Genomic DNA, 22047 nt, shown 5'->3' with positions numbered 1-22047 from the left:
CGGCCACCGAGGTCACCCTCGGGGCCGTTTGCCCATGTCTTCCAGCATGTCACAAGTTCTACATCAGACCGTGCGCAAAGTCAAGGTTGATGGCCGCCCCGCCATCACCCAACCGTCCGTTATCATTACGAAAACTTAACGATTGGGCGCAACGCTCAATTCTCCGGCGCGGGCTGTTGCGCCTCGATTTCACGCCATTTCGCTACGTTGCGGTTGTGCTCTTCCAAGGTCTTGGCAAAGGCATGTCCACCGCTGCCATCGGCCACAAAGAACACAAAATCAGTGTCCGCAGGCCGCGCTGCCGCTTCCAGACTGGCGCGTCCGGGGTTTGCGATGGGCGTCGGTGGCAGGCCTTCGATCACATAGGTGTTCCAAGGCGTCGCCTTGCGCAGTTCCGACTGGCGCAAACCACGGCCCAGCACGCCTTCGCCCTTGGTGATGCCATAGATCACCGTGGGGTCGGTCTGCAAACGCATGCCCTGGTTCAGACGGTTGACGAACACGCTGGCCACCTGACGGCGCTCGTCGGGCACGCCGGTCTCTTTCTCGATGATCGACGCCAAAATCAGCAATTCTTCAGGCGTGTTCACCGGCAGGTCTGCTTCACGGCCTTCCCATGCTGCGGCCACCAGAATCTCCTGTGCGGCCTCCATGCGCGCCAGAATGGCCGCACGGTCGTCGCCCGGACGCACCTCATAGCTGTCAGGCGCCAAAACGCCCTCGGCTGGCACCTTTGCCACCTCACCGTCCAGCACATCCATGCTGCGCAGGGCCTCGGTCACCTGCCAACTGGTCACACCTTCGGCCATCGCAATGCGAAACCGCGTGTCCGGCTTGGCCTTCACATCGGCGTAAATCGTCGGAACCTCGTCAACGGTCTGTTCAAACTCGGCCCGCTCAACGAATTTGCTGGTCGCAGGGTCCAGTTCGCGCACCTGAACCGACACACGGTTCACGCCAATACGGTACACCACTTCGGTGCCACAGGTGCTGGCCCCGCCGCGGGTCACCACGTCAACGATCTGTTCCATCGAGGCACCCGGCTCAACCAGATAGCTCCCGGCCTTCAGCTGTTCGGTCTTCTCGGCGTAGTTCGCCCCGATCCGCAGAATCGGACCGCTGGTCACAGCGCCTTGTTCGACCAAAGACTTGCTGACACGGTCAAAATTCGACCCGCGTGGCACTTCCACACAAATCGCATTCGTCAGCGGCCCTTGTGCTTCATATTGCCCTTTGCCCCACAGAATGACGCCACCCAGCAGAAACAAAGCCAGCAAAATGAACGTCAGCGCGTTCGAGGCAATATGACGCCACATCAACCATCAACCTTGGCAAAGATCACCGAGGCATTGGTCCCGCCAAAGCCAAAGGAATTCGACAACACCACATTCACCTCACGTTCCCGCTTGGCGTTGGGCGCCAGATCCACCGCCGTTTCCACAGCCGGATTGTCCAGGTTGATTGTCGGCGGGCACACCTGGTCACGGATCGCCAGAATGCTGAAAATCGCCTCGATCGCGCCGGCAGCCCCCAGCAGGTGCCCCGTGGCCGATTTGGTCGACGACATGGTAACCTTGCTGGCATGATCGCCCAGCATCCGCTCGACCGCGCCCAACTCGATGGTGTCGGCCATGGTGCTGGTGCCATGCGCGTTGATGTAATCAATGTCCGACGGCTGCAAACCCGCATTGCGCAGCGCCGCGCGCATCGCGCGCTCGCCGCCTTCGCCGGACTCGGAGGGTGCCGTGATGTGATAGGCATCGCCCGACAGACCATAGCCCTTCACCTCGGCATAAATCTTCGCGCCGCGCGCCTTGGCGTGCTCGTATTCCTCCAGCACGACAATGCCCGCACCCTCGCCCATGACGAACCCGTCGCGGTCCACGTCATAGGGGCGGCTCGCCTTCTTGGGATCGTCGGCATATTTGGTCGACAGCGCCTTGCAGGCGTTAAAGCCCGCAATTCCGATCTTGCAGATCGCCGCCTCGGCCCCGCCTGCCACCATCACGTCCGCATCACCGTGCTGGATCAGACGGCTGGCATCGCCGATCGCGTGCGCGCCGGTCGAACAGGCGGTCACAACCGAATGGTTCGGCCCCTTGAACCCATAGCGAATGCTGACCTGTCCGCTGATCAGGTTGATCAAAGCACCCGGCACAAAGAACGGGCTGACGCGACGCGGGCCCTTTTCTTCCATCATCACGGCGGTGTTGGCGATGCTGTTCAAACCGCCAATGCCCGACCCCATCAAAACGCCGGTGCGCTCGAAATCCTCATCCGTTTGCGGTTTCCAGCCCGAATCTTCCACGGCCTGCTGCGCGGCGGCCATACCGAACAGGATAAAGGTATCAACCTTGCGCTGCTCCTTCGGCTCCATATAGGCATCGGCGTTGAACGTGTCGTTGCTGCCATCGCCCAAGGGCACTTCACATGCATAGGTGGTGACCAGACCCTCGGTGTCAAAGCCCGTGATCGGACCCGCGCCCGATTGACCGTCCAGAATACGGCTCCAGCTTGCCTCGACCCCATCGGCCAGCGGCGTCACCAGACCCAAACCCGTCACAACAACTCTGCGCATAAATATGCCCCTCTGTCTCGTTTCGACGCTCATAGCCCGTCAAAGCCCGCGTGTTCAAGTCCAACGCGACATCACACAGCCTTTGCAAGCGCAGAATTTAGCGGCAAAATTGGCCGGTTTTCGCCGCCATGCTGCACAGCTCAGGGCGGGGATTTACGGATCATCAACTCTACCGGCGCGCCATCTTCCTCGGTCTGACGCATCGGTTTGTACCCCAGCGCATCCGCCAGCCTCAGCGACACCGCATTGTCCGAGGCAATCCGGCACACCAACGGCCCGGTCACCACGCGGTCAAACCAGTCATGCGCCGCCTGCGCCGCCTGACGACCCAACCCGCGCCCCTGCACATCCGGTGACAACACCCACCCCGCCTCGGGGTAGGCATCAAAATCTGCGCCAAGACCGCGCACACCATAGAAAAAACCGGTCTGCCCCACCAGAGACTTGCTGCTTTGCGCTTCGATTGCCCACTGGCCAAAGCCTGTCATCTGCCAATGGCCCGCATTGCGCAAAAACGAATCCCACGCACGGCTGCGGCTCCACGGCACACCACCCGTATACTGCACGACCTCCGGCATCGCCCAGATCGCTGCATAGCGGTCGAAATCATCCGGCCGTAACGCGCGCAGCGTCACGCCTTTGGTGTTGATGGTCGGAACTACACGCGACATAGGAGCGATGTGGGCATTGCTAAGAAATCCTGCTGCGGCCTCTTGTTGACCAAGGCTCTGCCCCGACCTTGTCGCGCAGGGCGCCTGCATGCAATGCCGTTTCGTCCAAAAATAGAAAAACGGCGCCTTTCCGCAAGAAAAGACGCCGCCAAAACGTACAAAAACATTTTAGAACTTAGGACGCTTCGGTGATGAATTTCACAGCATCGCCAAAGGTCTGGATCGTTTCCGCCGCGTCGTCGGGGATCTCGATGCCGAATTCTTCTTCGAACGCCATCACCAGTTCGACGGTGTCCAGGCTGTCTGCGCCCAGATCATCGATGAACGACGCGTTCTCGACAACTTTGTCTTCTTCTACACCCAGGTGCTCTACAACGATCTTTTTCACGCGGTCTGCGACGTCGCTCATTTCTAAGTCCTCATTCCAACAGGCAAATGTCTTGCCCTTCAGTGGTGCCGCCCCTGTTGGTGCGGCATGGTCGTGCCCCCCAAGGGGCGGCTATTCCAAAGGCGCGTCGCCGCGCCCCCGGTTCAAATCTGCGCCGCCTATAGCATATCACGAAAAGATGGCAAGGCTTCTGGCGCGGCCCTTACACCATGGCCATACCGCCGTTGACGTGCAAGGTCGTTCCTGTGACGTAACCCGCTTGCGTGCCGGCAAGATAGGCCACAGCCGCCGCAATCTCCGACGCTTCGCCCATGCGGCCCGCAGGAATTTGCGACAACAGCGCTGTTTTCTGGTCGTCCGTCAGCTTGTCGGTCATCGGCGTGGTGATAAACCCCGGCGCCACGGCATTCACCGTAATACCACGGCTCGCCACCTCGGCAGCCAGGCTTTTCGACATGCCCACCATGCCCGCCTTGCTGGCGGCATAGTTTGCCTGGCCGGGGTTGCCGATGGCCCCCACGACCGAACTGATGTTGATGATCCGGCCCCACCGCGCCTTCATCATGCCGCGCAAAACGCCACGGCACAGCTTCATTGTCGCCGTCAGGTTCACATCCAGAACGCTGGACCAGTCCTCATCCGACATGCGCATGAACAGGTTGTCACGGGTGATGCCCGCATTGTTCACCAGAATATCGACGCGGCCCATCGCCTCGATGGCCTGCTTGGGCAACGCATCGACCGCAGCCATATCGCTCAGGTTGCATGGCAGCACATGTACACGGTCGCCCAGTTCGGCAGCCAGCGCCTCCAATGGCGCAACCCGCGTGCCAGACAGTGCCACAGTGGCCCCCGCCGCGTGCAAAGCCCGTGCAATCTCGGCCCCGATGCCCCCTGATGCACCTGTAACCAACGCCGTTTTATCAATCAAATCCATAGTGCTGCTGCTCCTTGTTACTTTATCAGCCTTTAAGCGCGGCAATATCGGCTGCCACACCAATGTTGCGTGTGGCCACCGAACGCTCGATCCGCCGGATCATCCCGCTCAACGCCTTGCCCGCGCCAATTTCCCACATTTCAGTAACACCCTGCGCCGCCATCCACATGACGCTTTCGCGCCACCGGACCGAACCAGTCACCTGATCCACCAGCAAATTGCGGATCACCATCGCACTGTCCACGGCCTCGGCGCGCACATTGGCCACCAGCGGCACATCGGGCGCATGGATGTCCACCTTGTCCAGCGCCTCGGCCATCTTGCGCGCGGCAGGTTCCATCAATGCGCAGTGAAAAGGCGCGCTTACGGGCAGCAAAAGCGCGCGCTTGGCGCCCTTGCCCTTGGCAATCTCGATCGCGCGTTCAACCGCCGCCTTGTGACCCGACACCACAACCTGCGCCGGATCGTTGTCATTTGCGGCCTGGCACACCTCGCCCTGCGCGGCCTCTTCGGCCACTTCTGTCGCCGTGGCAAAGTCCAGCCCCAGCAGCGCGGCCATTGCGCCAACGCCCACAGGCACCGCCTCTTGCATCGCCGCACCGCGAATCCGCAGCAACCGCGCGGTATCGGCCACAGAAATCGCCCCCGCCGCCGCCAAGGCCGAATATTCACCCAGCGAATGCCCCGCCACATAGGACGCCGTGCCGATGCCATAGCCTTCGGCCTCAAGCGCGCGCATCGCCGCCAGCGAGGTCGCCATCAGTGCAGGCTGCGCGTTCTGCGTCAGCGTCAGCGTTTCAATGTCGCCTTCCCAGATCAGATCGCTCAGCTTTTCGCCCAGGGCCTCGTCCACCTCGTCAAAAACCGCCCGCGCCGCCGGATAGGCTTCGGCCAGATCGCGCCCCATGCCAATGGCCTGCGCGCCCTGTCCCGGAAATACAAATGCTATGCTCATGGGCGACTGCCCTCCCTCTTTTGCCGTTCTGCGCGGTTTAGAGACCCAGCGCCCCGCGCACAAGCCGCCCAACGATTTCCGCACCCGCCCTGTGCAACAATTTGCAGTTACAAACCCCGACCTATACTCCACATTAACGACCAAGCCTGCCTCAGGGCAAACCCTTCATCCGCCCGCAACCGGAGACCAACATGCCACTTACCAATGCCGACGACCGCTACGGTACTGTCACCAAGACATTTCACTGGCTGATCGCCCTGCTGATCCTCACCCTGATCCCTCTGGGTCTGATCGCCAATGACATGGCCTATGACACCGCCGACCAGCTGGCGACCAAGGCGTGGCTGTTCTCGCTGCACAAAACGCTGGGCATCACTGTTTTCGTCGTCGCCATCGCGCGCATCCTGTGGGCAGTGACGCAACCCAAACCGGCCAACCTGCACCCCGAACGCAAACTTGAAACCTTTGCCGCCGAAACCGTGCATTGGCTTCTTTACGCCAGCCTTGTGATCGTGCCGCTTTCGGGCTGGATCCACCACGCCGCCACCTCCGGCTTTGCGCCGATCTGGCTGCCCATCGGCCAAGACCTGCCACTGGTGCCCAAATCCGAAGCCGTGGCAGGGGCCTTTGGCGCGATGCACGAAATCGCCACCAATGTGCTGGAAGCGTCCCTTGCCCTGCACATCCTCGGCGCGCTGAAACACCACTTTATCGACCGCGACAGCACCCTGCGCCGCATGTGGTTCGGCACCACCACCGCCACCGCCCCCGGCGGCACGCACAACAGCCGCCGCCCCGCGGTGGCCGCCGCTGCCGTCTGGGCCGTCGCGATCGCCTTTGGCGCAGGCCTCGGTCTGGCAGGCTCAGACGGTGACGGCCCCGGCCCAGCCACACTGGCCCAAGTACAATCCGACTGGCAGGTCCAGGGCGGCACCCTGTCCATTGTCGTGAACCAGTTCGGCTCGGACGTAACCGGCAGCTTTGCCGACTGGACCGCCGCAATCAGCTTTGACGAGAGCGTTCAGAACGGACCCTCCGGCACGGTAGACGCCACCATCTCCATCGGCTCGCTCACCCTCGGCTCGGTCACCGATCAGGCAATGGGCCCGGATTTCTTCGATGCCCAAACCTTCCCAAACGCCACCTACAAAGCCGAGATTTTCACAACCATCGACAGCACCGTGGCGCGCGGCACCCTGACAATCAAAGACCAGTCGGTCCCGCTGGAACTGCCCTTTGACCTGACAATCGACGGCGACACCGCCACAATGAAAGGCAGCACAACACTGGACCGGCGCGATTTCAACATCGGCAACAACATGAACGACGAGGGCAGCCTGAAATTCCCGGTCAACGTCCGGATCGAACTGACCGCAACGCGCAACTGATACGCGCGCGCGGCGCTTCTTTTGGCCCCAAATATCCCCGCCGGAGGCACCTTTCCCCCGGCGCGACGTGCACAACAAAAAGGCCGCCAGAGCAATCCGGCGGCCTTTGTCGTTGGTATTCGGGAAAGCCTAGTCCGCTTTCATCGCTTCGATCGAAATCGCGATATCAACTTCGTCGCCAACATAGGGTGCGTACAGGCCCATGTCGAAATCCGAACGCTTCACGGTTGCCGTCGCGCTGAAACCGGCCCATGGCTTGCCCGCTTGCGGGTGGTCGCCCATCTGGTTCAGCTTGGCATCCAGAACAACCGGCTTGGTGATGCCGTTAATGGTCAGATCACCGGTGATGTTGGCAGTATCGTCGCCGGTCACTTCGATGGATGTCGATGTGAACGTGATGTCGTTGTTTTCGTCTGCGCCAAAGAAGTCACCCGACATGAAATGCTGCATACGCTCGTCCCAACCGGTCAACAGGCTGGTTGCGGGGAACGACACGGAAACGGACGATTTCGCAGGATCCTCTTGATCAAAGCTGATCTCGCCGTTGATTCCGCTAAACATGCCGTAAGTTGTCGAAAAGCCCAGGTGCTCATAGTGGAACACGATCTGGCTGTGGCTGGGGTCCAGCGTGTAGGTGTCGGCCGCAAAGGACATGGTGGCAGCCGTCGAAAGTGCAGCAGCAAGAATAAGCGATTTCATATTGGGGATACTCCGTGTTGATGAAACTCTCCCAACCATCTGGCAGTTTTTGCGCGCAGGGCAAGTCGGCACAGATCAACACCTTGTGCGCGCTTTTGAACATTGCTCTGGTGCTATTGCGCACAGACTTGTGCTTCGAACGGGCTTTACTTGGGGTTGCCGCGTGGATCAAAGCTTGCCCGCATCGCGCAATCCCGACACCAGCGACCGCAGCACAGTCCGGTCAGCGGGCACGACTTCAGCCAGAATATTGCCGTTCGCATCCCACAAGGTCACTGAATTCATGTGTTTTTCGGCACGGCCAAGCTCGGCAAAGCTGCACGCATACAAAACAATGTCCCGTCCGGGCGCACGGCTTACCAGTTGCACGCGGCGGCGCACGACATCAATTTCAACTTCCGGCCTGTCTTTGGTCGCACCGTTCTGAACCAGCGCCAAGCCGACAAAGCCCGAGACCAGCGACAGCACCAGCTTGATCAACAACACCTCGGCCGCCCAATTGCTGCCCGGCATGGCCCACAAGCCAACTGCGGCCAGTATCAGCCCCGCCCCGCCAACCCGCCGTATCACCCGCACCAGCGACCGCGCGCCGTCCAGAGTGCGCACAGGCACGCTCAGTGTTTCACCCTTTGTGAGAAATTCGGATGTGGTTGTCATTGTCTTGTCCCTCGCCGACAGGTTGACTGTCTTGATCTGTGTTCAGACTTTTCTGGCCAGCGAAAACGGCAGGATTGCGGCGCACCACAGACCGCTCCAAGGCATTGTTGCGGCTATTGGAAACAATACAGCACAAATGATATGCTGTCGGGCGGGGCGATCCGCCGCGCTTGCGCCCCCGCCCAAACCGTGTATATGGGCACTTCCTTTTGCACCTCATCTGAACCGCGCAGACTCTCGTGCCGAAGCCGCAAAGGGACTTGAATGCTTCGTCTATGAAATGCGCCTTGATATAAATGGAGCGCACATGCCCCTTTACGAGCATGTCATGATCGCACGCCAGGACTTGTCGAACACACAAGCCGAAGGCCTGATCGAACATTTTGGCACCGTCCTCGCCGACAACGGCGGCACCCTGGTTGATAACGAATACTGGGGCGTCAAAACGATGGCGTACAAAATCAACAAAAACCGCAAAGGCCACTACGCCTTCCTGCGCACCGACGCACCGGCCACCGCCGTGCAAGAGATGGAACGCCTGATGCGTCTGCATGACGATGTCATGCGCGTGCTGACCATCAAGGTCGACGCCCACGCAGAAGGCCCCTCGGTCCAGATGCAGAAACGTGACGAACGCGACACCCGTCGCGAGCGCCGCTGAACCCCGAGCAAAAAAGGAGCTAACCCATGGCTGCAAAACCATTTTTCCGCCGTCGCAAAGTGTGCCCTTTCTCGGGTGAGAACGCGCCCGCGATCGACTACAAAGACACACGCCTGCTGCAACGCTACATTTCCGAGCGTGGCAAGATCGTGCCGTCGCGCATCACCGCCGTTTCGGCCAAGAAGCAACGCGAACTGTCCCGCGCCATCAAACGCGCGCGCTTCCTCGCCCTGCTGCCCTACGCAGTGAAATAAGGAGCCAAGTACATGCAACTGATCCTTCTCGAACGCGTGGCCAAACTGGGCCAGATGGGCGACGTCGTCGACGTCAAGCCCGGCTTTGCACGCAACTACCTGTTGCCCCAGGGCAAGGCGCTGTCTGCTTCCGAGCAGAACATCGCAGACTTCGAAGCACGCAAAGTCGTGCTCGAAGCGCAGAACCTGGAGACCAAGAAAGAAGCCGAAGCACTTGGCGACAAACTCAACGGCCAGCAGTTCGTTGTGATTCGTCAGGCGTCGGATGGCGGCAACCTTTACGGTTCGGTCACCACCCGTGACGCGGCCGAAGCTGCCACAGCCGAAGGTTTCTCGCTGGACCGCAAGCAGGTTGTCATCGTGCAACCGATCAAACAGCTGGGCCTGCACGAGGTTGAAGTGACACTTCACCCCGAAGTTCAGGTGACAATCGAACTGAACGTCGCACGCTCGGTGGAAGAAGCTGAACTGCAAGCCTCGGGCAAATCGATCCAGGAACTGGCCGCGGAAGAAGAAGCCGCAGCCGATTTCGAAATCTCCGAGCTGTTCGAAGACATCGGTGCCGCGGCATCCGACGACGACGATCTGGCCGAAGCGGTTTCCGAACAGTCCTCGGACGACGACGAAACATCGACCAACTGATCGCGACTTTCGCACAGTGCACATTTCAAAGGCCGCCCTTCGGGGCGGTCTTTTTTCGTTCCGGGTGACCCTGCGCGCCCCCCCCGCCGCCCCTATTGACGCACCGCTGTCCCCGCGGGCATCATCCTTGGGTCCGCTCCCCTTCTGTCACACCTCTGTCACAGACCGCAGCGATAGCCGGAAGCAAACATCTCAAAGGATCGAACGATGCCCTTCACCCTGTCCCGCCGCGCCTTTATCGCCAGTTCCGCCAGCCTGCTGGCCGTACACCCGTTTTCGGCCAATGCCGCTGCCAATCAGGCGCACCTGCGGCTGATGGAAACCACCGACCTGCACGTTCATGTCTTTCCCTACGACTATTACGCCGACAAACCGGTGGACACCGTGGGCCTTGCCCGCACCGCGTCGATCATCAAGGACATCCGCGCCGAGGCGACCAATTCGCTGTTGCTGGACAACGGCGATTTCCTGCAAGGCAACCCGATGGGCGATTACATCGCCTATGAACGCGGCATGAAGGACGGCGACATGCATCCCGTCATCGCCGCGATGAACACGCTGGGCTTTGATGCCTCGACGCTGGGCAACCACGAATTCAACTATGGCCTCGATTTCCTGATGAAATCTCTTGCCGGTGCCAACTATCCTGTGGTCTCGGCCAATGTGGTCAAGGAGATGGGCAGCGACCCGACCAAGGACACGACGTTGATCGAACCCTATGTGCTGATCGACCGCATGATTACCGATGGTGCGGGCAACAGCCACCCGATCAAGATCGGGCTGATCGGGTTCGTGCCGCCGCAAATCATGAACTGGGACCGGCGCCATCTGGAAGGCAATGTTCAGACCCGCGATATTGTACAGACTGCGCAGGCTTATGTACCACAAATGAAGGAACAGGGTGCCGACATCATCATCGCCCTGTCCCACTCGGGCATCGGTGCTGCCGATCACAGCGAGGGCATGGAAAACGCATCCGTCCCGCTGGCTGCCGTTGACGGCATCGACGCGATCATGACCGGTCACAGCCATCTGGTGTTCCCCTCGGCCACCTATACCGAATACGCCGCCGTCGACGCGGACGCAGGCACCATCCACGGCAAACCGGCCACCATGGGCGGGTTCTGGGGCAGCCACATGGGTCTGATCGACCTGATGCTGGAACGCGACGGCAACGGCTGGCGCATCGCGGGGTCCGCCTCCGAGGCGCGCCCCATCTCCAAACGCAACGAAGACCGCAGCGTCACCGCGCTGGTGGAAAGCGATCCCGAGGTGTTGGCCTCGGTGCAGGCGGAACACGACGCCACGCTGGCCTATGTCCGCCGCGCCGTGGGCAAGACCGACGCGCCGCTGCACAGCTATTTCGCGCTGGTGGCGGATGATCCGTCCGTCCAGATCGTGTCGATTGCCCAGACATGGTACATCGCGCAGATGATGAAGGGCACCGAATACGAGGACCTGCCGATCCTCTCCGCCGCCGCCCCGTTCAAGGCCGGCGGTCGTGGTGGTCCTGAATACTACACCGACGTGCCCAAGGGCGACGTGGCGATCAAGAACGTCTCGGATCTGTATCTCTACCCCAACACCGCGCGCGCCGTTCTGGTGACCGGGGCGCAAGTCAAGGACTGGCTGGAACGCTCGGCAGGCATGTTCAATCAGGTCACACCCGGCGAGGCCGACCAGATGCTGCTGAACCCCGAGTTTCCCAGCTACAACTTTGATGTGATGGACGGTGTGACCTATCAGATCGACCTGTCGCAACCATCGAAATTCGACAGCAAGGGCGAGGTGATCAACCCCGATGCCAACCGGATCGTGAACCTGAACTTTGACGGAAAACCCATTGATCCGGCTGCGAAATTCATCATCGCCACCAACAACTACCGCGCCAGCGGCGGTGGTGCTTTCCCCGGTGCCATGGGCGACAGCATCGTGTTTGAAGGCCCCGACACCAACCGCGACGTAATCGTGCGCTATATCGTCGAACAGGGCACCATCAGCCCGCGCGCGGATGCCAACTGGACCTTCGCGCCTGTCGACGGGGCCAGCGTTCTGTTCGACACCGGCCCCAAGGCAGCCGACTATGTGGCCGATGTCAAAGGCGTGGATATCGCCCCCGCCGGCGAAGGTGCCGACGGCTTTGCCCGCTTCCGCATCCAGTTGTAACAGGTTCAACACAGGGAAACGCCAGATGACTTTGGCGTTTCCGGCAAACCATTGGGCCGAAGTGGCAGAACAGACCTTTGTGCGTCACGCAGTGAATGTCCGGTTTGAGCCCAGAGTGACTTAACCACACAGGGCAGTGCCTGACCGCGGGTGGGCATCACCACATGGGTGGATGCCACTTAATTTCTATACTTTGGCGTGGGGATGAAGAGGCGCAATACAGCGAAGAAGCGCCCGCCCGTCACGCCAGAGGCGTGCCGACTATTTACGGCGCACCTTTGGTGCGACGGGCGGTCGGGCGCTGCCCGGCGGTGCTACGCACCTTGATTCCGGGCTTTGGTGGATGGCAGCAAAGTCTGAATAGCTGCCGTTGGCCGTCAGGTTCGGCACCGATCTTCCTTGCGGACGCAGCGAAGGTCGGCTTCGAGCCCTTGCCGTTTGTCACCCGCGCGGAATCAAGTATCCGTCTTGGTCAAGGGTGTTTTGGTGTCCATTCTCTGTTTTCGCTTATGAGAGTGTTTGCGAGGATCAGGAGTTTTCGCATGAGGACGGCGAGCGCGACCTTGTGGGGTTTTCCGGCGGCTCTGAGGGCATCGTATTTCTGGCTCAGATCGGGGTTTCGCTTCATGGCGACGAGGGCGGGCATGAACAGGCTCTCGCGCAGGAGCCTGCGCCCGCCCTGGATGTGGGCCTTTCCGCTCCACTGACCGGACTGACACGTGATCGGCGCGAGACCTGCGAGCGCCGCGATCTGCTTTGACCCCAGAGTGCCGATCTCGGGGCATTCGCTGAGCAGCGCCCGTGCGGTGATGGCACCGATCCCGGGGATCGAGGTGAGAATGCCGATTGCCCTGGCGCGTTCCGGGCAATCGCGGTTTCGCCGTTCGATTTCGGCGTTAAGCCTGTCGATCTGGTGGTTGACCTGACGCAGGCGTGCCCGGGTCAGGCGGCGGGTCACGTCGAGCTGTTGCGTGCCAAGGCGGTTCATCAGCGCGGTACGATCCCGCACCAGCCCGGTGCGGGCGACATGCAACTCCTTGATTTCACGCTGTTTGGGGTCGGTTGGCTGGTCCGGAACCAGCTCCAGCGCGCGCCCCATGAGCGCGAGCATGCGGGCATCGACCGCGTCGGTCTTAGCGCGTGTGCCGTGGGCCTGCGCGAAGCGGCGGGCCTGCAGCGGGTTCACCTTGACGAGCGGCAGGCGGCCTGAGAAGTGGCTCTCGAGGCGTCGGTGGTAGGGGCCGGTGGGCTCGAAGACCACGCGCTCCGGCGTTGTCTGCCCCAACCAGCGCTCGAAGGCGCGCAGGCCTGTCGCGGTATTGTCGAACCGGGCGTGGGTTGCGGTGCTGAGCCGGTGCGCGTCAAGATGCGCTTTCGAGATGTCGATGCCGATGGTATCGTTGATCATCTTCGTCATGTCCTTTGCTTGTCGTGCAGAGCCTGTGAGCTGCTGCGTATCCGTTCAGGCCTCATGCGAAGACGACGGGCGATCTCACTTGATTACGGTCCTCGAAGACCTGGCCGCAGACGATCCACCCGTCGCCGGTGCCTGCGATCCAAAAGGTGGCTGGCATCGGCTCCACCTTCGCAGAAGAGCCACGGAAAGTCTGAGACAAGGCCGCAGGCCGCCGCGCATCATGCCTCAGGCATGTCTTCGACATGACGGGCCGTCCGCCGGCACGGCGATTTGGCTTCTGTAGTGCCTGACAGGTAGTTAGGATGTGCTTGGCTGCCATAAACTGCCAGTCACTGAGGTCGGATCGCCGCGCCACGGCCCGACGATGCGCGGCTTCGCACTCCATTACAAACGGCAGCTCCGTCCGCTCTTCCGACATTGCCACAAACTGTGCGCAAGGGCCGCTATGCGGAAAAATACCTGTCGCTTGGGGCAAAACCGCACGATACGGTGCCCTGATAGAATTCAGAACGCGCAGTGCATCGGATCAAGAACGCGCAGCGTTCGCCTGTCCTCAGGCACCAGCGCCTTGGCGCTCACCACGGCTCACATCGGCGTGTTCGCGCCCATGTCAGGCAAGGTCTCTGGCCGGAATCACCCAGACGCGTCTACATCACCAGCATATTCACTGTTTCCGGTAGAGATATGCCATCACTCACGCGCCGCACTGCCCTGCTGATGCTGGCCTGCGCCCCTGCCCTGTCTGCTTGCAGCGCGGCCCCTTCGCAGCCCCAAGGCCCCGGTTTCATGGAACCGCCGCTGTACCCGAACGAGACGCCCCAGCTGCGTCGCCTGATCAACCAGTACGCCGACACCTACGAAGTCCCGCGTCCCTTGGTCCACCGCCTTGCCATCCGCGAAAGCACCCACAACCCATCGGCGCGAAACGGCCCCTATTACGGCCTGTTGCAAATCCTGCCTGCCACAGCCCGCAGCATGGGTCACAGTGGGTCGGCCTCGGATCTGCTGGATGCCGAAACCAACCTGAAATACGGCGTGAAATACCTGCGCGGCGCGTGGCTGTTGTCCGACGGCGACATGAGCACCGCGATCCACTGGTATGCGCGCGGCTATTACTACGAGGCCAAGAAGCGCGGAATGTTGGTGGAAACCGGCCTGCGCAAGGGCTGAAGCAAAAAACCGGCCCGCAAGCAAGGTGCGCAACACCGTCGGCCCTTGGGTGTTCGCAAAGCGAACACCCGCCGCTCGGAAGGTCAGTTTTCGCTGCTACAGGTCTGGCCAGCGGTCATGATCCATTCATGTGTCATCTCTCTGGCGCAAAAACATCCAGTGCCACATTCAAAGCGTTGATGGCTGCGGGAAACCCGCCATAAAGCGACATCTGCCAAATCACTTCCGCGATTTCCGTTTCGGTCAAGCCAGCTTTCAAACCCGCAGAAATATTGATCCTAAGCTGTGGTGCCGTCTGACCCCCAAGGGCTGTCAGCGCTGCAATGGTTGCGAGGTAACGGTCGCGCAGGGCAAGACCCGGACGGCAATATTGTTGACCATAGGCAAAATCCACAACGCTTTGCGGCATACCTGGCAGCAGGGCACCGTAGCGTTCTTCAAGGGCCTGCTCCATTCCGGGGTTGAGGGCTTCGGCCAATTCGCGACCACGCGCATATGTATCGTTCATAACAGATTTTCCTGATTTTGAATTATTGGTGCTGGCCCCTTGGGTGCCAGCACCCCGTTCATGGATAGTCCCAAGAAATCAACGTGCCATCGAGCATCATTGGCAGGTAGAGAGTGCTTCCATCAGAAGAAATATCGGCAAGTCCCGGCGCAAATTGGGCCGTCAGCTGTGCCGCGCCGTCACGCCCGATCTCGAACAGCCCGCCCGTCACCCAATCGCTCACGAGGATTGCGTCGTCGATCCGGGTAATACCGTCGATGTTGCCGATTTCCGGAGCGATGACGCTGATCTCCTTTGTGTCCAACGAGACGGACAGAAGCGACCCGGGCGTTTCTGTTGTGAAATCGTCGCGCAAGCCAGCGCCCCACGACCCGACAAGCAAACGGTCGCCATCGAGGAAAACGCCGTTGGGGTGGGCAAGCTGCGGGTCACTGAGCCAGAGGGTGAACGCACCATCAGCGTAGCGCCACAGGCTGTCCGTCATCATGTCGCTCACAAAGGCGACCTCTCCGTCGGAAGTGACGTCATTGAGAAAAACGGCCTCGGGCATGGCAATGGACCGGCGGATTTCTCCTGTCGCAAGGTCGACCTCGTGCAGTCGGGTCAGATCGGCGACCAGCAACATGTCACCTACGATTGCCATTCCTTTCGGTGCGTCCAGCCCCTCCGCCCAATTGGCGTCGATCACGTCACCCTCCGGTGACAAAAGTACAAGGCTGCCCTGCCCGTCGGCAGCACCCGGATTGCCGATGATGGTGCTGAGAATGATCCGGTTTCGCGCCGTATCGAACAGAGCCGATTCCGGCATGTCGAAACCGCCCGCAGTCCAGTTTTCATCCGCCAGTACGGCGCTTGTGTTCAGGAGCAGAGCCAGCCCTGCCAACATCGTTTTCTTGATCATATCCAAATCCTCATTTGACCTGAGTTGAGTTACTGATAATGATCGAAACAGAGAATATTTAACTTTCCGGTATCAACTTCCGATACCAAATTGTGGAAAGCAGCATCAGAGAGGCCGCCGTGCAAGCCAGGATTTTCGAAACACTCAAGACGGTGTTGCGGGCACGCAAGATCACCTATGCAGAGCTTGCCCGCAGGCTTGATACGTCCGAGCCGACGATCAAACGCGTGTTTGCCGCACGCGACGACAAGCTAAGCAGGATCGTCGAAATCTGCGATGCGCTGGGATTGTCGCTGGAAGACGTGGTGGCACAGGCCAAACGCACGACGGTCACGCCGGTCATGCTCGGGGACCGTATCGAGGCGCAACTGGCCGGTGATCCCTCGCTGTTCAACTTCTTCATTCTGCTGCACGATGGCATGCCCGTCGAAGAAATCGCGCGACAGTTCAAGCTGGAGCCGGGCGATACGCTCAGGATGGGGCAGCAACTTGAACGGCTCGGGCTTGCTGAAGTGCAGGCAACCGGACGCATCCGTCTGCTTTTGGACCACCCGATCCAGTTCAGGCGCGACGGGCCGTTGCACCGTGCCCTGATGAAGATCAACCTCGACTTTGTCCGTCAGGTTTTTCTGGCGCCGGATACCGAGGCCGCCGCCTTCCTGACCCAGTCACGCCGGATATCGGACGATACGGCCCGCCATATGATGACCGAATTGCGCAAGTTGAACCGCGCGCTGTCCGAAATGGCGCGACAGGATCAGCTGACGCTGCCCGCATCTGCGCTCAAGAGCTACAAGCTCAGTCTGGCCTGGTCCCATGTCCAATTCTCCAGCCTGCTAACCATTGAGGGCAAATAGCGGATCCAATCGGTCCACGCTGGTTTTAAGGATCAGTAAAATCGGATCGCGATTGCGCGACGTTCGCCCCCCCCGGACGGGCCGACGCTGCGCTCTATGACAAGACACACAAAACGAAAAAGGCCGCCCCGAAAGGCGGCCTTTTCCAATTCCAGACCCGAAGGCTGAAAAAAGACTTATTCGTCTTCCAGCGCCTCGACGGCTTTTTGCAGCTCGTCTTTCGAGATTTCTTTCTCGGTGACGGTCGCCTTGTCAAAGACGTAGTCCACAACCTTGTCTTCGAACAGCGGCGCGCGCAGCTGTTGCTGCATCTGCGGGTTCTGCTGCACGAATTCAAAGAACTGGCGTTCCTGACCGGGGTACTGACGCGCCTGGTTCATGACGGCCTGGCTCATCTCGGCGTCGGTCACTTCGACCTCGGCCTTTTGACCCAGTTCGGCCAGCAACAGGCCCAGACGCACGCGGCGCTCGGCCAGTGTCTTGTGCTCGTCCGTGGGTGTCACGTCGGGGTGATCGTGGCCCTGAACGTCAGGGTTTTCCTCGTGCCACAGCTGGTGGGCGATCTGGCCTGCTTCGGCGTCGACCAGCGACGGGGGCAGCTCAAAGCTGACGGCTTTGTCCAGCGCGTCCAGCAGGCCGCGTTTCATCACGGCGCGGGCAGCACCGGCGTATTCGGCTTCCAGACGCTCACCGATCTGACCTTTCAGCGCGGCCAGATCTTCAGCACCGAACTTCTTGGCCAGCTCGTCGTTGATCTCTGCCGCTTTGGGCTCTTTCACCGCTTTGATGGTGCAATCGAACACAGCTTCTTTGCCCGCCAGGTTTTCGGCCTGGTAATCGTCGGGGAAGGACACCGTCACGGCTTTTTCTTCGCCTTCTTTCACGCCAACCAGCTGATCCTCGAAACCGGGGATAAAGCTGTTCGAGCCCAGAACCAGCGGATAATCTTCGGCAGAGCCGCCTTCAAACGCTTCGCCGTCAACCTTGCCGACGAAATCCATCACAACCTGATCGCCGTCCTTGGCTTTGGAGCCTTTCTTGCGGTCCGCGAAATCCTGTGCGGTTTCGGCCAGGTTGCCCAAGGCCTCTTCCACGGCGGCGTCGTCCGATTTCACAACCAGCTTTTCCAGCGTGATCGTGCTCAGGTCCACTTCGGGGATCTCGGGCAGTTTTTCATAGGACATGTCGACGTTGACGTCGTCGCCTTCTTTCCAGTCCTCGTTGGTCATCTTGACCTCGGGCTGCATGGCGGGGCGGTCGCCGCTGTCTTCGAAATGTTTGCTCATCGCGCCGTCGATGCTTTCCTGCATGACTTCGCCCATGATGCGGGGGCCAAACTGCTTTTTCAGCAGCGCCATCGGAACCTTGCCTTTGCGAAAGCCCTTCATTTCAACTTCGGGCTGCGCCTCGGCCAGCTTCTCGTTCACTTTGGCTTCGATCTCAGCCGCAGTGACGGTGATGGCATAGCCGCGTTTCAAACCTTCGTTCAGCGTCTCGGTGACCTGCATGTGTGCTCCATAGCGTAAACGCGCCCCATGTGGAGCGCTTGGCAAAATTTGCGCCGTTCTATTGGCCCTACGGACCGGGCGCAAGGGGTTCAAGGTGCAAATCCGCGCAAGCCCGTCAGGGCTGCGCGGATTCATTTGGTTTGATTGGCAGGCTTTGCCGTCTGATCAGTTGTAGAACAGGTTTGGCAGATACAGCGCGATGCCGGGGAACAGGATGATCAGCAACACGCCGATCAAGGTCACGATCACATAGGGAATGACCGAGGCATAGATATCGCCCATGGTCACATCCGGCGGTGCCACCCCTTTGAGGTAGAACAGGTTAAAGCCGAAGGGCGGCGTCATATACCCGACCTCCATCATGATGATGAACAGGATGCCGAACCAGATCGGGTCGAACCCTGCCTGTTGCACCACCGGCAGGAACACCGGCAGCGTGATCAGCATGATGCCAACGGGGTCCAGCACCATTCCAAAAAAGAACAGCACCATCAGCATGAACGCCAACGCCCCCCAGCGACCGCCGGGGATATAGGCCATAAGGTCGCTGATCAGGCTTTGTGCCCCCAGTGCCGTGTAGGCGGTGGAGAACGCGTGGGCCGCAAACAGAATCCAGATGATCAGCGCCGTCAGCTTCATCGTGGCAATCGACGCCTCGTGGATCACTTTCCACGACAGTTGCCCGTTCACGCCCGTGGCGAACAGCGCGCCGAACACACCGATGGCCGCGGCCTCGGTCGCGGTGGCAAAGCCGCCAAAGATCGCACCCAGAACGATGGTCACGATCAGGATCGGCAGGATCACCGCACGCAACGACCGGAATTTCTGCCCCCAGTCCGCGCGTTCCTCGGGGGGCAAGGCCGGACCCAGATCCGGCTGCAACCAGCAGCGCCCGCCGACATAGAGCGACACCAGCACGAACAGCGTCAGGCCGGGGCCGACACCTGCGGCGAACAGACGGCCCACCGACACCTCGGTCAGCAGTGCGTACAGCACCATCAGGATCGACGGCGGGATCAGGATGCCCCAGCCCCCGCCTGCGTTGATCGCCCCCAGCGCCAGCTTCTTGTCGTACCCCCGTTCCAGCATCTTGGGCAGGGCAATGGTGCCCATGGTCACAACGGCGGCACCGGAAATGCCCGACATGGCCGCAAAGATCACGCAGATCAGAACCGTGCCAATGGCCAGACCGCCGCGCAGGCCGCCCCACCATTGGTGCATCATATCGTAAAGATCATTCGCAACCCCCGACTTTTCCAGCAGGATCGCCATAAAGACAAACAGCGGAATCGCCATCAGCGTGGGGTTTTGCATCGTCTCCCACATCTTGGAGGCCAGCAGGTAAAACCCGATGCCGCCCATCTCGAAATAGAGGAACACCACCGACACACCGCCCAGCACAAAGGCCAACGGGGTGCCGAGCAAAAGAAAGACCAGCAGGCTGCCAAAGAACAGCAGGGTCAGAAGTTCGACGCTCATTGCTGCATCTCCTTGGAAGGTTCTGTTGTGTTGTCGGTTTCGGGTGCGCCCGGTTTGCCGAATACGTCGTCCGGCACGGGCAGGCCCATGACCACGCGCACGTCCGCCCACAGGCGGATCACCCCCTGCAACAACAGCAGGGCAGCCGCGACGGGGATCATGATCTTGGTCGGCCACAGGGGCGCTTTCCACATGGACTGTGACCGCTCCCAGTCCTCCAGTGACTCGGCGGCGATGTCATAGCCCTGCCACAGCAGCACACCGACAAAGAGCGCAAACAGCGGCCATGTCAGAATGTCCAGCATCGCGCGGCGGCGCAGGCTTTGCGCGCCATAGATGATGTCGACGTTCACATGCCCCCGCTCGGTCAGCAGATAGCCCCCGCCGATAACGGCATAGACGCCAAAGATCAGCACAGCCAGCTCGGCTGTCCAGATTGCCGGACTTCCGACCAGATAGCGCATGACCACATCGGCCAGCAGCAGGGCAAAGATCACCAGAACGGCCAGCGAGACCCATTTCCCGATAAACCTGTTCACGCGCGTCACGGCGCGGGCCAGTTGAAACATGTCACTGTCTCCTGAATGAGGGCAAAGCGCCTGCGCGGCTCCCGAATGGGCTGCGCAGGCGTTATCAAGGCCTGTTCACCGCGCCGCTTTGGACGCGGTGAATCAGATGCTTCAGGCGTAGCCGAGGTCTTTCATCAGACCGCGGTAGATGTCGGCGGCCTTGGCGGCTTTCTCGCCCTTCTGACCCTCTTCCTCGAGGATCTGGGCCGAAGCGGCGGCCAGCATGTCCAGCACGTCCTGGGGCAGCTGCATCACTTCGACGCCGTCGTTCGCCACACCTTCGGACAGGGCGATGGCTTCCTTGTGCTGGTATTCGGCCGAACGCAGGAAGAAACGGTTCGTGACAGTGTCCAGCAATGCCGTGCGCAAATCTTCCGGAAGGTCGGCAAGCGCGTCCTCGTTCATGATGTAGGCATCGGTGGTCTGCGCAAGAACCGGCTTGTAGTGGTATTTGCACACTTCCCACAGCGACATCGATTGTGCGCCCACGGCGGCACCCCAATGCGCGCCATCAACCACGCCTGACGACAGGGACTGATACAGCTCGGAACCGGGCACAAACTGCGGTGCGGCACCGGCGGCGGCCAGATAGTCCAGCATCTTGCCCGAGGACCGGATTTTCAAGCCCTTGAAATCGGCGGCGGATTCGATCTTTTTCGACACGACCATCTCGGTCGGCAGAACTTTTTCCGACATCAGACGCACACCGTCCGAGGCCAGATCCTCGTTCACCAGATCCTCGATACCAAGGTTCTTGATCGCGTGTTCCATTTCCCACGCCTGACGCAGCGTGCCCGGAATGCCATAGGCAAAGGACGCGGCTTCGGCGTTGTCGATGATATAGGACGGGCTGATCGAGCCCATGGGCACCACGCCCTTGCGCACGATGTTGTAGATGTCGGGACCCTTGGCAAATTCGCCGGCGCCCAGCAGTTCCAGCTTGAACGCGCCTTCGGTGCGCTCTTCCAGGGCCGTCGCCAGCACGCCAAGGCTGTCGGTGAACGAGCTGGACGCCTTGGGCCAGTGCGCTTGCACGCGCCAGGTCACCTCGCCTGCGGCGATCCCCTTGCCCACCAGCGCGGGCGTGGCAACGGCAGCAACTGCGGCTCCGCGCAACAGGGCGCGACGATTCATACCTTGTGAAGTCATGGTCATTTCTTCCTCCCGAAAAAATTAAAAGTGGCTTCCCTTGCGGTACGGCCAAGTTATCATGCCTCGAAATCTGGCATGTCCGATGCGCCAAGTGTGGCTGGGAAGTCCACGGCTCTCAACCGGTCATTTGAGTTGCGACCCAACGTCGAAAACCAGAAATCATCCCAAAACCACCCTGACGCGAAACCTGTAGCAAAATGGTGATAGGTCAAGCATTTATGCAGATTCTTTTACAGCTCCTGATCATTGCGCGCAGCATCACCCCACCGCTGCTGAACCCCCGACACGGCAACATTTCTGTGTCGGCGCTTTAGGGTCTGGACCTTGGGGTCAGGACCCATTCATCTTGCGCCACTGGCGTCAAAACCGCGATATTTCAGTGGCTTGAGACATGCAGGAACTAACGGGTTAATTTCAAATGGCTCACGCCTCTGAAATGAAGCGGTTTTGTCGTCCTGCGGATTTGACGGATTTTGCCCGTGAGCTTCGT

22 protein-coding genes are annotated in these 22047 nt (G+C 60.3%); 7 read left to right on the top strand and 15 right to left on the bottom strand.

Annotation, left to right across the window (positions count from 1 at the left end):
* Positions 1-155 precede the first annotated feature (155 nt).
* The 6 genes from mltG to fabD form a co-directional block, all read right to left on the bottom strand.
* On the bottom strand, positions 156-1316 hold the full coding sequence (gene mltG, locus DSM107133_RS07755) for an endolytic transglycosylase MltG (RefSeq protein ID WP_114293319.1): 1161 nt from the start codon (positions 1314-1316) through the stop codon (positions 156-158).
* On the bottom strand, positions 1316-2578 hold the full coding sequence (gene fabF / locus DSM107133_RS07750) for a beta-ketoacyl-ACP synthase II (protein WP_114293318.1): 1263 nt from the start codon (positions 2576-2578) through the stop codon (positions 1316-1318). Before fabF ends, mltG begins: the two co-directional genes overlap by 1 nt.
* A gap of 140 nt (positions 2579-2718) precedes the next feature.
* Positions 2719-3249 carry a GNAT family N-acetyltransferase gene (locus tag DSM107133_RS07745; RefSeq protein ID WP_114293317.1) on the bottom strand — a complete coding sequence of 177 codons (531 nt, stop codon included), beginning with the start codon at positions 3247-3249 and terminating at the stop codon, positions 2719-2721.
* A gap of 175 nt (positions 3250-3424) precedes the next feature.
* Positions 3425-3658: an acyl carrier protein gene (locus DSM107133_RS07740; RefSeq protein ID WP_073249626.1), complete on the bottom strand. Its 234-nt coding sequence runs from the start codon at positions 3656-3658 to the stop codon at positions 3425-3427.
* 181 nt (positions 3659-3839) lie between these two features.
* Positions 3840-4574, bottom strand: coding sequence for a 3-oxoacyl-[acyl-carrier-protein] reductase (gene fabG, locus DSM107133_RS07735; protein WP_114293316.1), 735 nt, complete (start codon positions 4572-4574; stop codon positions 3840-3842).
* Between the two features lie 25 nt (positions 4575-4599).
* On the bottom strand, positions 4600-5529 hold the full coding sequence (gene fabD, locus DSM107133_RS07730) for an ACP S-malonyltransferase (protein ID WP_114293315.1): 930 nt from the start codon (positions 5527-5529) through the stop codon (positions 4600-4602).
* Positions 5530-5720: 191 nt separating this feature from the next.
* On the opposite strand from fabD, the gene DSM107133_RS07725 reads away from it, so the two are divergent.
* Positions 5721-6917 (top strand): cytochrome b/b6 domain-containing protein, encoded by a 1197-nt coding sequence (locus tag DSM107133_RS07725; RefSeq protein WP_114293314.1) that lies wholly within the window; start codon positions 5721-5723, stop codon positions 6915-6917.
* Between the two features lie 129 nt (positions 6918-7046).
* Here DSM107133_RS07725 and DSM107133_RS07720 read toward each other — a convergent pair whose 3' ends face one another.
* Together DSM107133_RS07720 and DSM107133_RS07715 are read right to left on the bottom strand one after the other, a co-directional pair.
* Positions 7047-7616: a YceI family protein gene (locus DSM107133_RS07720; RefSeq protein WP_114293313.1), complete on the bottom strand. Its 570-nt coding sequence runs from the start codon at positions 7614-7616 to the stop codon at positions 7047-7049.
* Positions 7617-7784: 168 nt separating this feature from the next.
* Positions 7785-8273, bottom strand: coding sequence for a hypothetical protein (locus DSM107133_RS07715; protein WP_114293312.1), 489 nt, complete (start codon positions 8271-8273; stop codon positions 7785-7787).
* 307 nt (positions 8274-8580) lie between these two features.
* On the opposite strand from DSM107133_RS07715, the gene rpsF reads away from it, so the two are divergent.
* The 4 genes from rpsF (at position 8581) to DSM107133_RS07695 (ending at position 11996) form a co-directional block, all read left to right on the top strand.
* Entirely contained in the window at positions 8581-8934 is a 354-nt protein-coding gene (gene rpsF / locus DSM107133_RS07710) for a 30S ribosomal protein S6 (protein WP_114293311.1), read from the top strand.
* A gap of 26 nt (positions 8935-8960) precedes the next feature.
* On the top strand, positions 8961-9188 hold the full coding sequence (rpsR, locus tag DSM107133_RS07705) for a 30S ribosomal protein S18 (RefSeq protein WP_114293310.1): 228 nt from the start codon (positions 8961-8963) through the stop codon (positions 9186-9188).
* A gap of 12 nt (positions 9189-9200) precedes the next feature.
* Positions 9201-9830 carry a 50S ribosomal protein L9 gene (rplI, locus tag DSM107133_RS07700; protein WP_114293309.1) on the top strand — a complete coding sequence of 210 codons (630 nt, stop codon included), beginning with the start codon at positions 9201-9203 and terminating at the stop codon, positions 9828-9830.
* A gap of 207 nt (positions 9831-10037) precedes the next feature.
* Positions 10038-11996: a bifunctional 2',3'-cyclic-nucleotide 2'-phosphodiesterase/3'-nucleotidase gene (locus DSM107133_RS07695; protein WP_114293308.1), complete on the top strand. Its 1959-nt coding sequence runs from the start codon at positions 10038-10040 to the stop codon at positions 11994-11996.
* 472 nt (positions 11997-12468) lie between these two features.
* Here DSM107133_RS07695 and DSM107133_RS07690 read toward each other — a convergent pair whose 3' ends face one another.
* Positions 12469-13413, bottom strand: a complete 945-nt coding sequence (locus DSM107133_RS07690; RefSeq protein WP_114291353.1) for an IS110 family transposase — start codon at positions 13411-13413, stop codon at positions 12469-12471.
* Between the two features lie 717 nt (positions 13414-14130).
* On the opposite strand from DSM107133_RS07690, the gene DSM107133_RS07685 reads away from it, so the two are divergent.
* A complete protein-coding gene (locus tag DSM107133_RS07685) occupies positions 14131-14583 on the top strand; it encodes a lytic transglycosylase domain-containing protein (RefSeq protein WP_114294889.1) in 453 nt (150 codons plus the stop codon).
* Positions 14584-14716: 133 nt separating this feature from the next.
* Here the strand turns inward: DSM107133_RS07685 and DSM107133_RS07680 are convergent, their stop codons facing one another.
* Both DSM107133_RS07680 and DSM107133_RS07675 read right to left on the bottom strand, forming a co-directional pair.
* Entirely contained in the window at positions 14717-15091 is a 375-nt protein-coding gene (locus DSM107133_RS07680; protein ID WP_114294807.1) for a carboxymuconolactone decarboxylase family protein, read from the bottom strand.
* 58 nt (positions 15092-15149) lie between these two features.
* Positions 15150-15992 (bottom strand): ATP/GTP-binding protein, encoded by an 843-nt coding sequence (locus DSM107133_RS07675; RefSeq protein WP_114294808.1) that lies wholly within the window; start codon positions 15990-15992, stop codon positions 15150-15152.
* A gap of 92 nt (positions 15993-16084) precedes the next feature.
* Between DSM107133_RS07675 and DSM107133_RS07670 the strand changes: the two genes are divergently transcribed.
* On the top strand, positions 16085-16849 hold the full coding sequence (locus tag DSM107133_RS07670) for a helix-turn-helix transcriptional regulator (protein ID WP_162792125.1): 765 nt from the start codon (positions 16085-16087) through the stop codon (positions 16847-16849).
* A gap of 176 nt (positions 16850-17025) precedes the next feature.
* Here the strand turns inward: DSM107133_RS07670 and tig are convergent, their stop codons facing one another.
* The 4 genes from tig to dctP all read right to left on the bottom strand — a co-directional run bounded on the left by tig (position 17026) and on the right by dctP (position 21560).
* The gene (tig, locus tag DSM107133_RS07665; RefSeq protein WP_114294810.1) at positions 17026-18357 is read right to left on the bottom strand and encodes a trigger factor; all 1332 of its coding nucleotides are present in this window, start codon (positions 18355-18357) and stop codon (positions 17026-17028) included.
* Between the two features lie 165 nt (positions 18358-18522).
* The gene (locus DSM107133_RS07660) at positions 18523-19836 is read right to left on the bottom strand and encodes a TRAP transporter large permease subunit (protein WP_114294811.1); all 1314 of its coding nucleotides are present in this window, start codon (positions 19834-19836) and stop codon (positions 18523-18525) included.
* The gene (locus tag DSM107133_RS07655) at positions 19833-20405 is read right to left on the bottom strand and encodes a TRAP transporter small permease subunit (protein WP_114294812.1); all 573 of its coding nucleotides are present in this window, start codon (positions 20403-20405) and stop codon (positions 19833-19835) included. Before DSM107133_RS07655 ends, DSM107133_RS07660 begins: the two co-directional genes overlap by 4 nt.
* A 111-nt stretch (positions 20406-20516) precedes the next feature.
* Positions 20517-21560 carry a TRAP transporter substrate-binding protein DctP gene (gene dctP / locus DSM107133_RS07650; protein WP_240310628.1) on the bottom strand — a complete coding sequence of 348 codons (1044 nt, stop codon included), beginning with the start codon at positions 21558-21560 and terminating at the stop codon, positions 20517-20519.
* Positions 21561-22047: the final 487 nt, after the last annotated feature.

This window comes from Pseudosulfitobacter sp. DSM 107133, from assembly GCF_022788695.1.
Classification (GTDB): Bacteria; Pseudomonadota; Alphaproteobacteria; order Rhodobacterales; family Rhodobacteraceae; genus Pseudosulfitobacter.
Note: the sequence above shows the minus strand (reverse complement) of the source record. Positions and strands in the feature narration are given on the sequence as shown.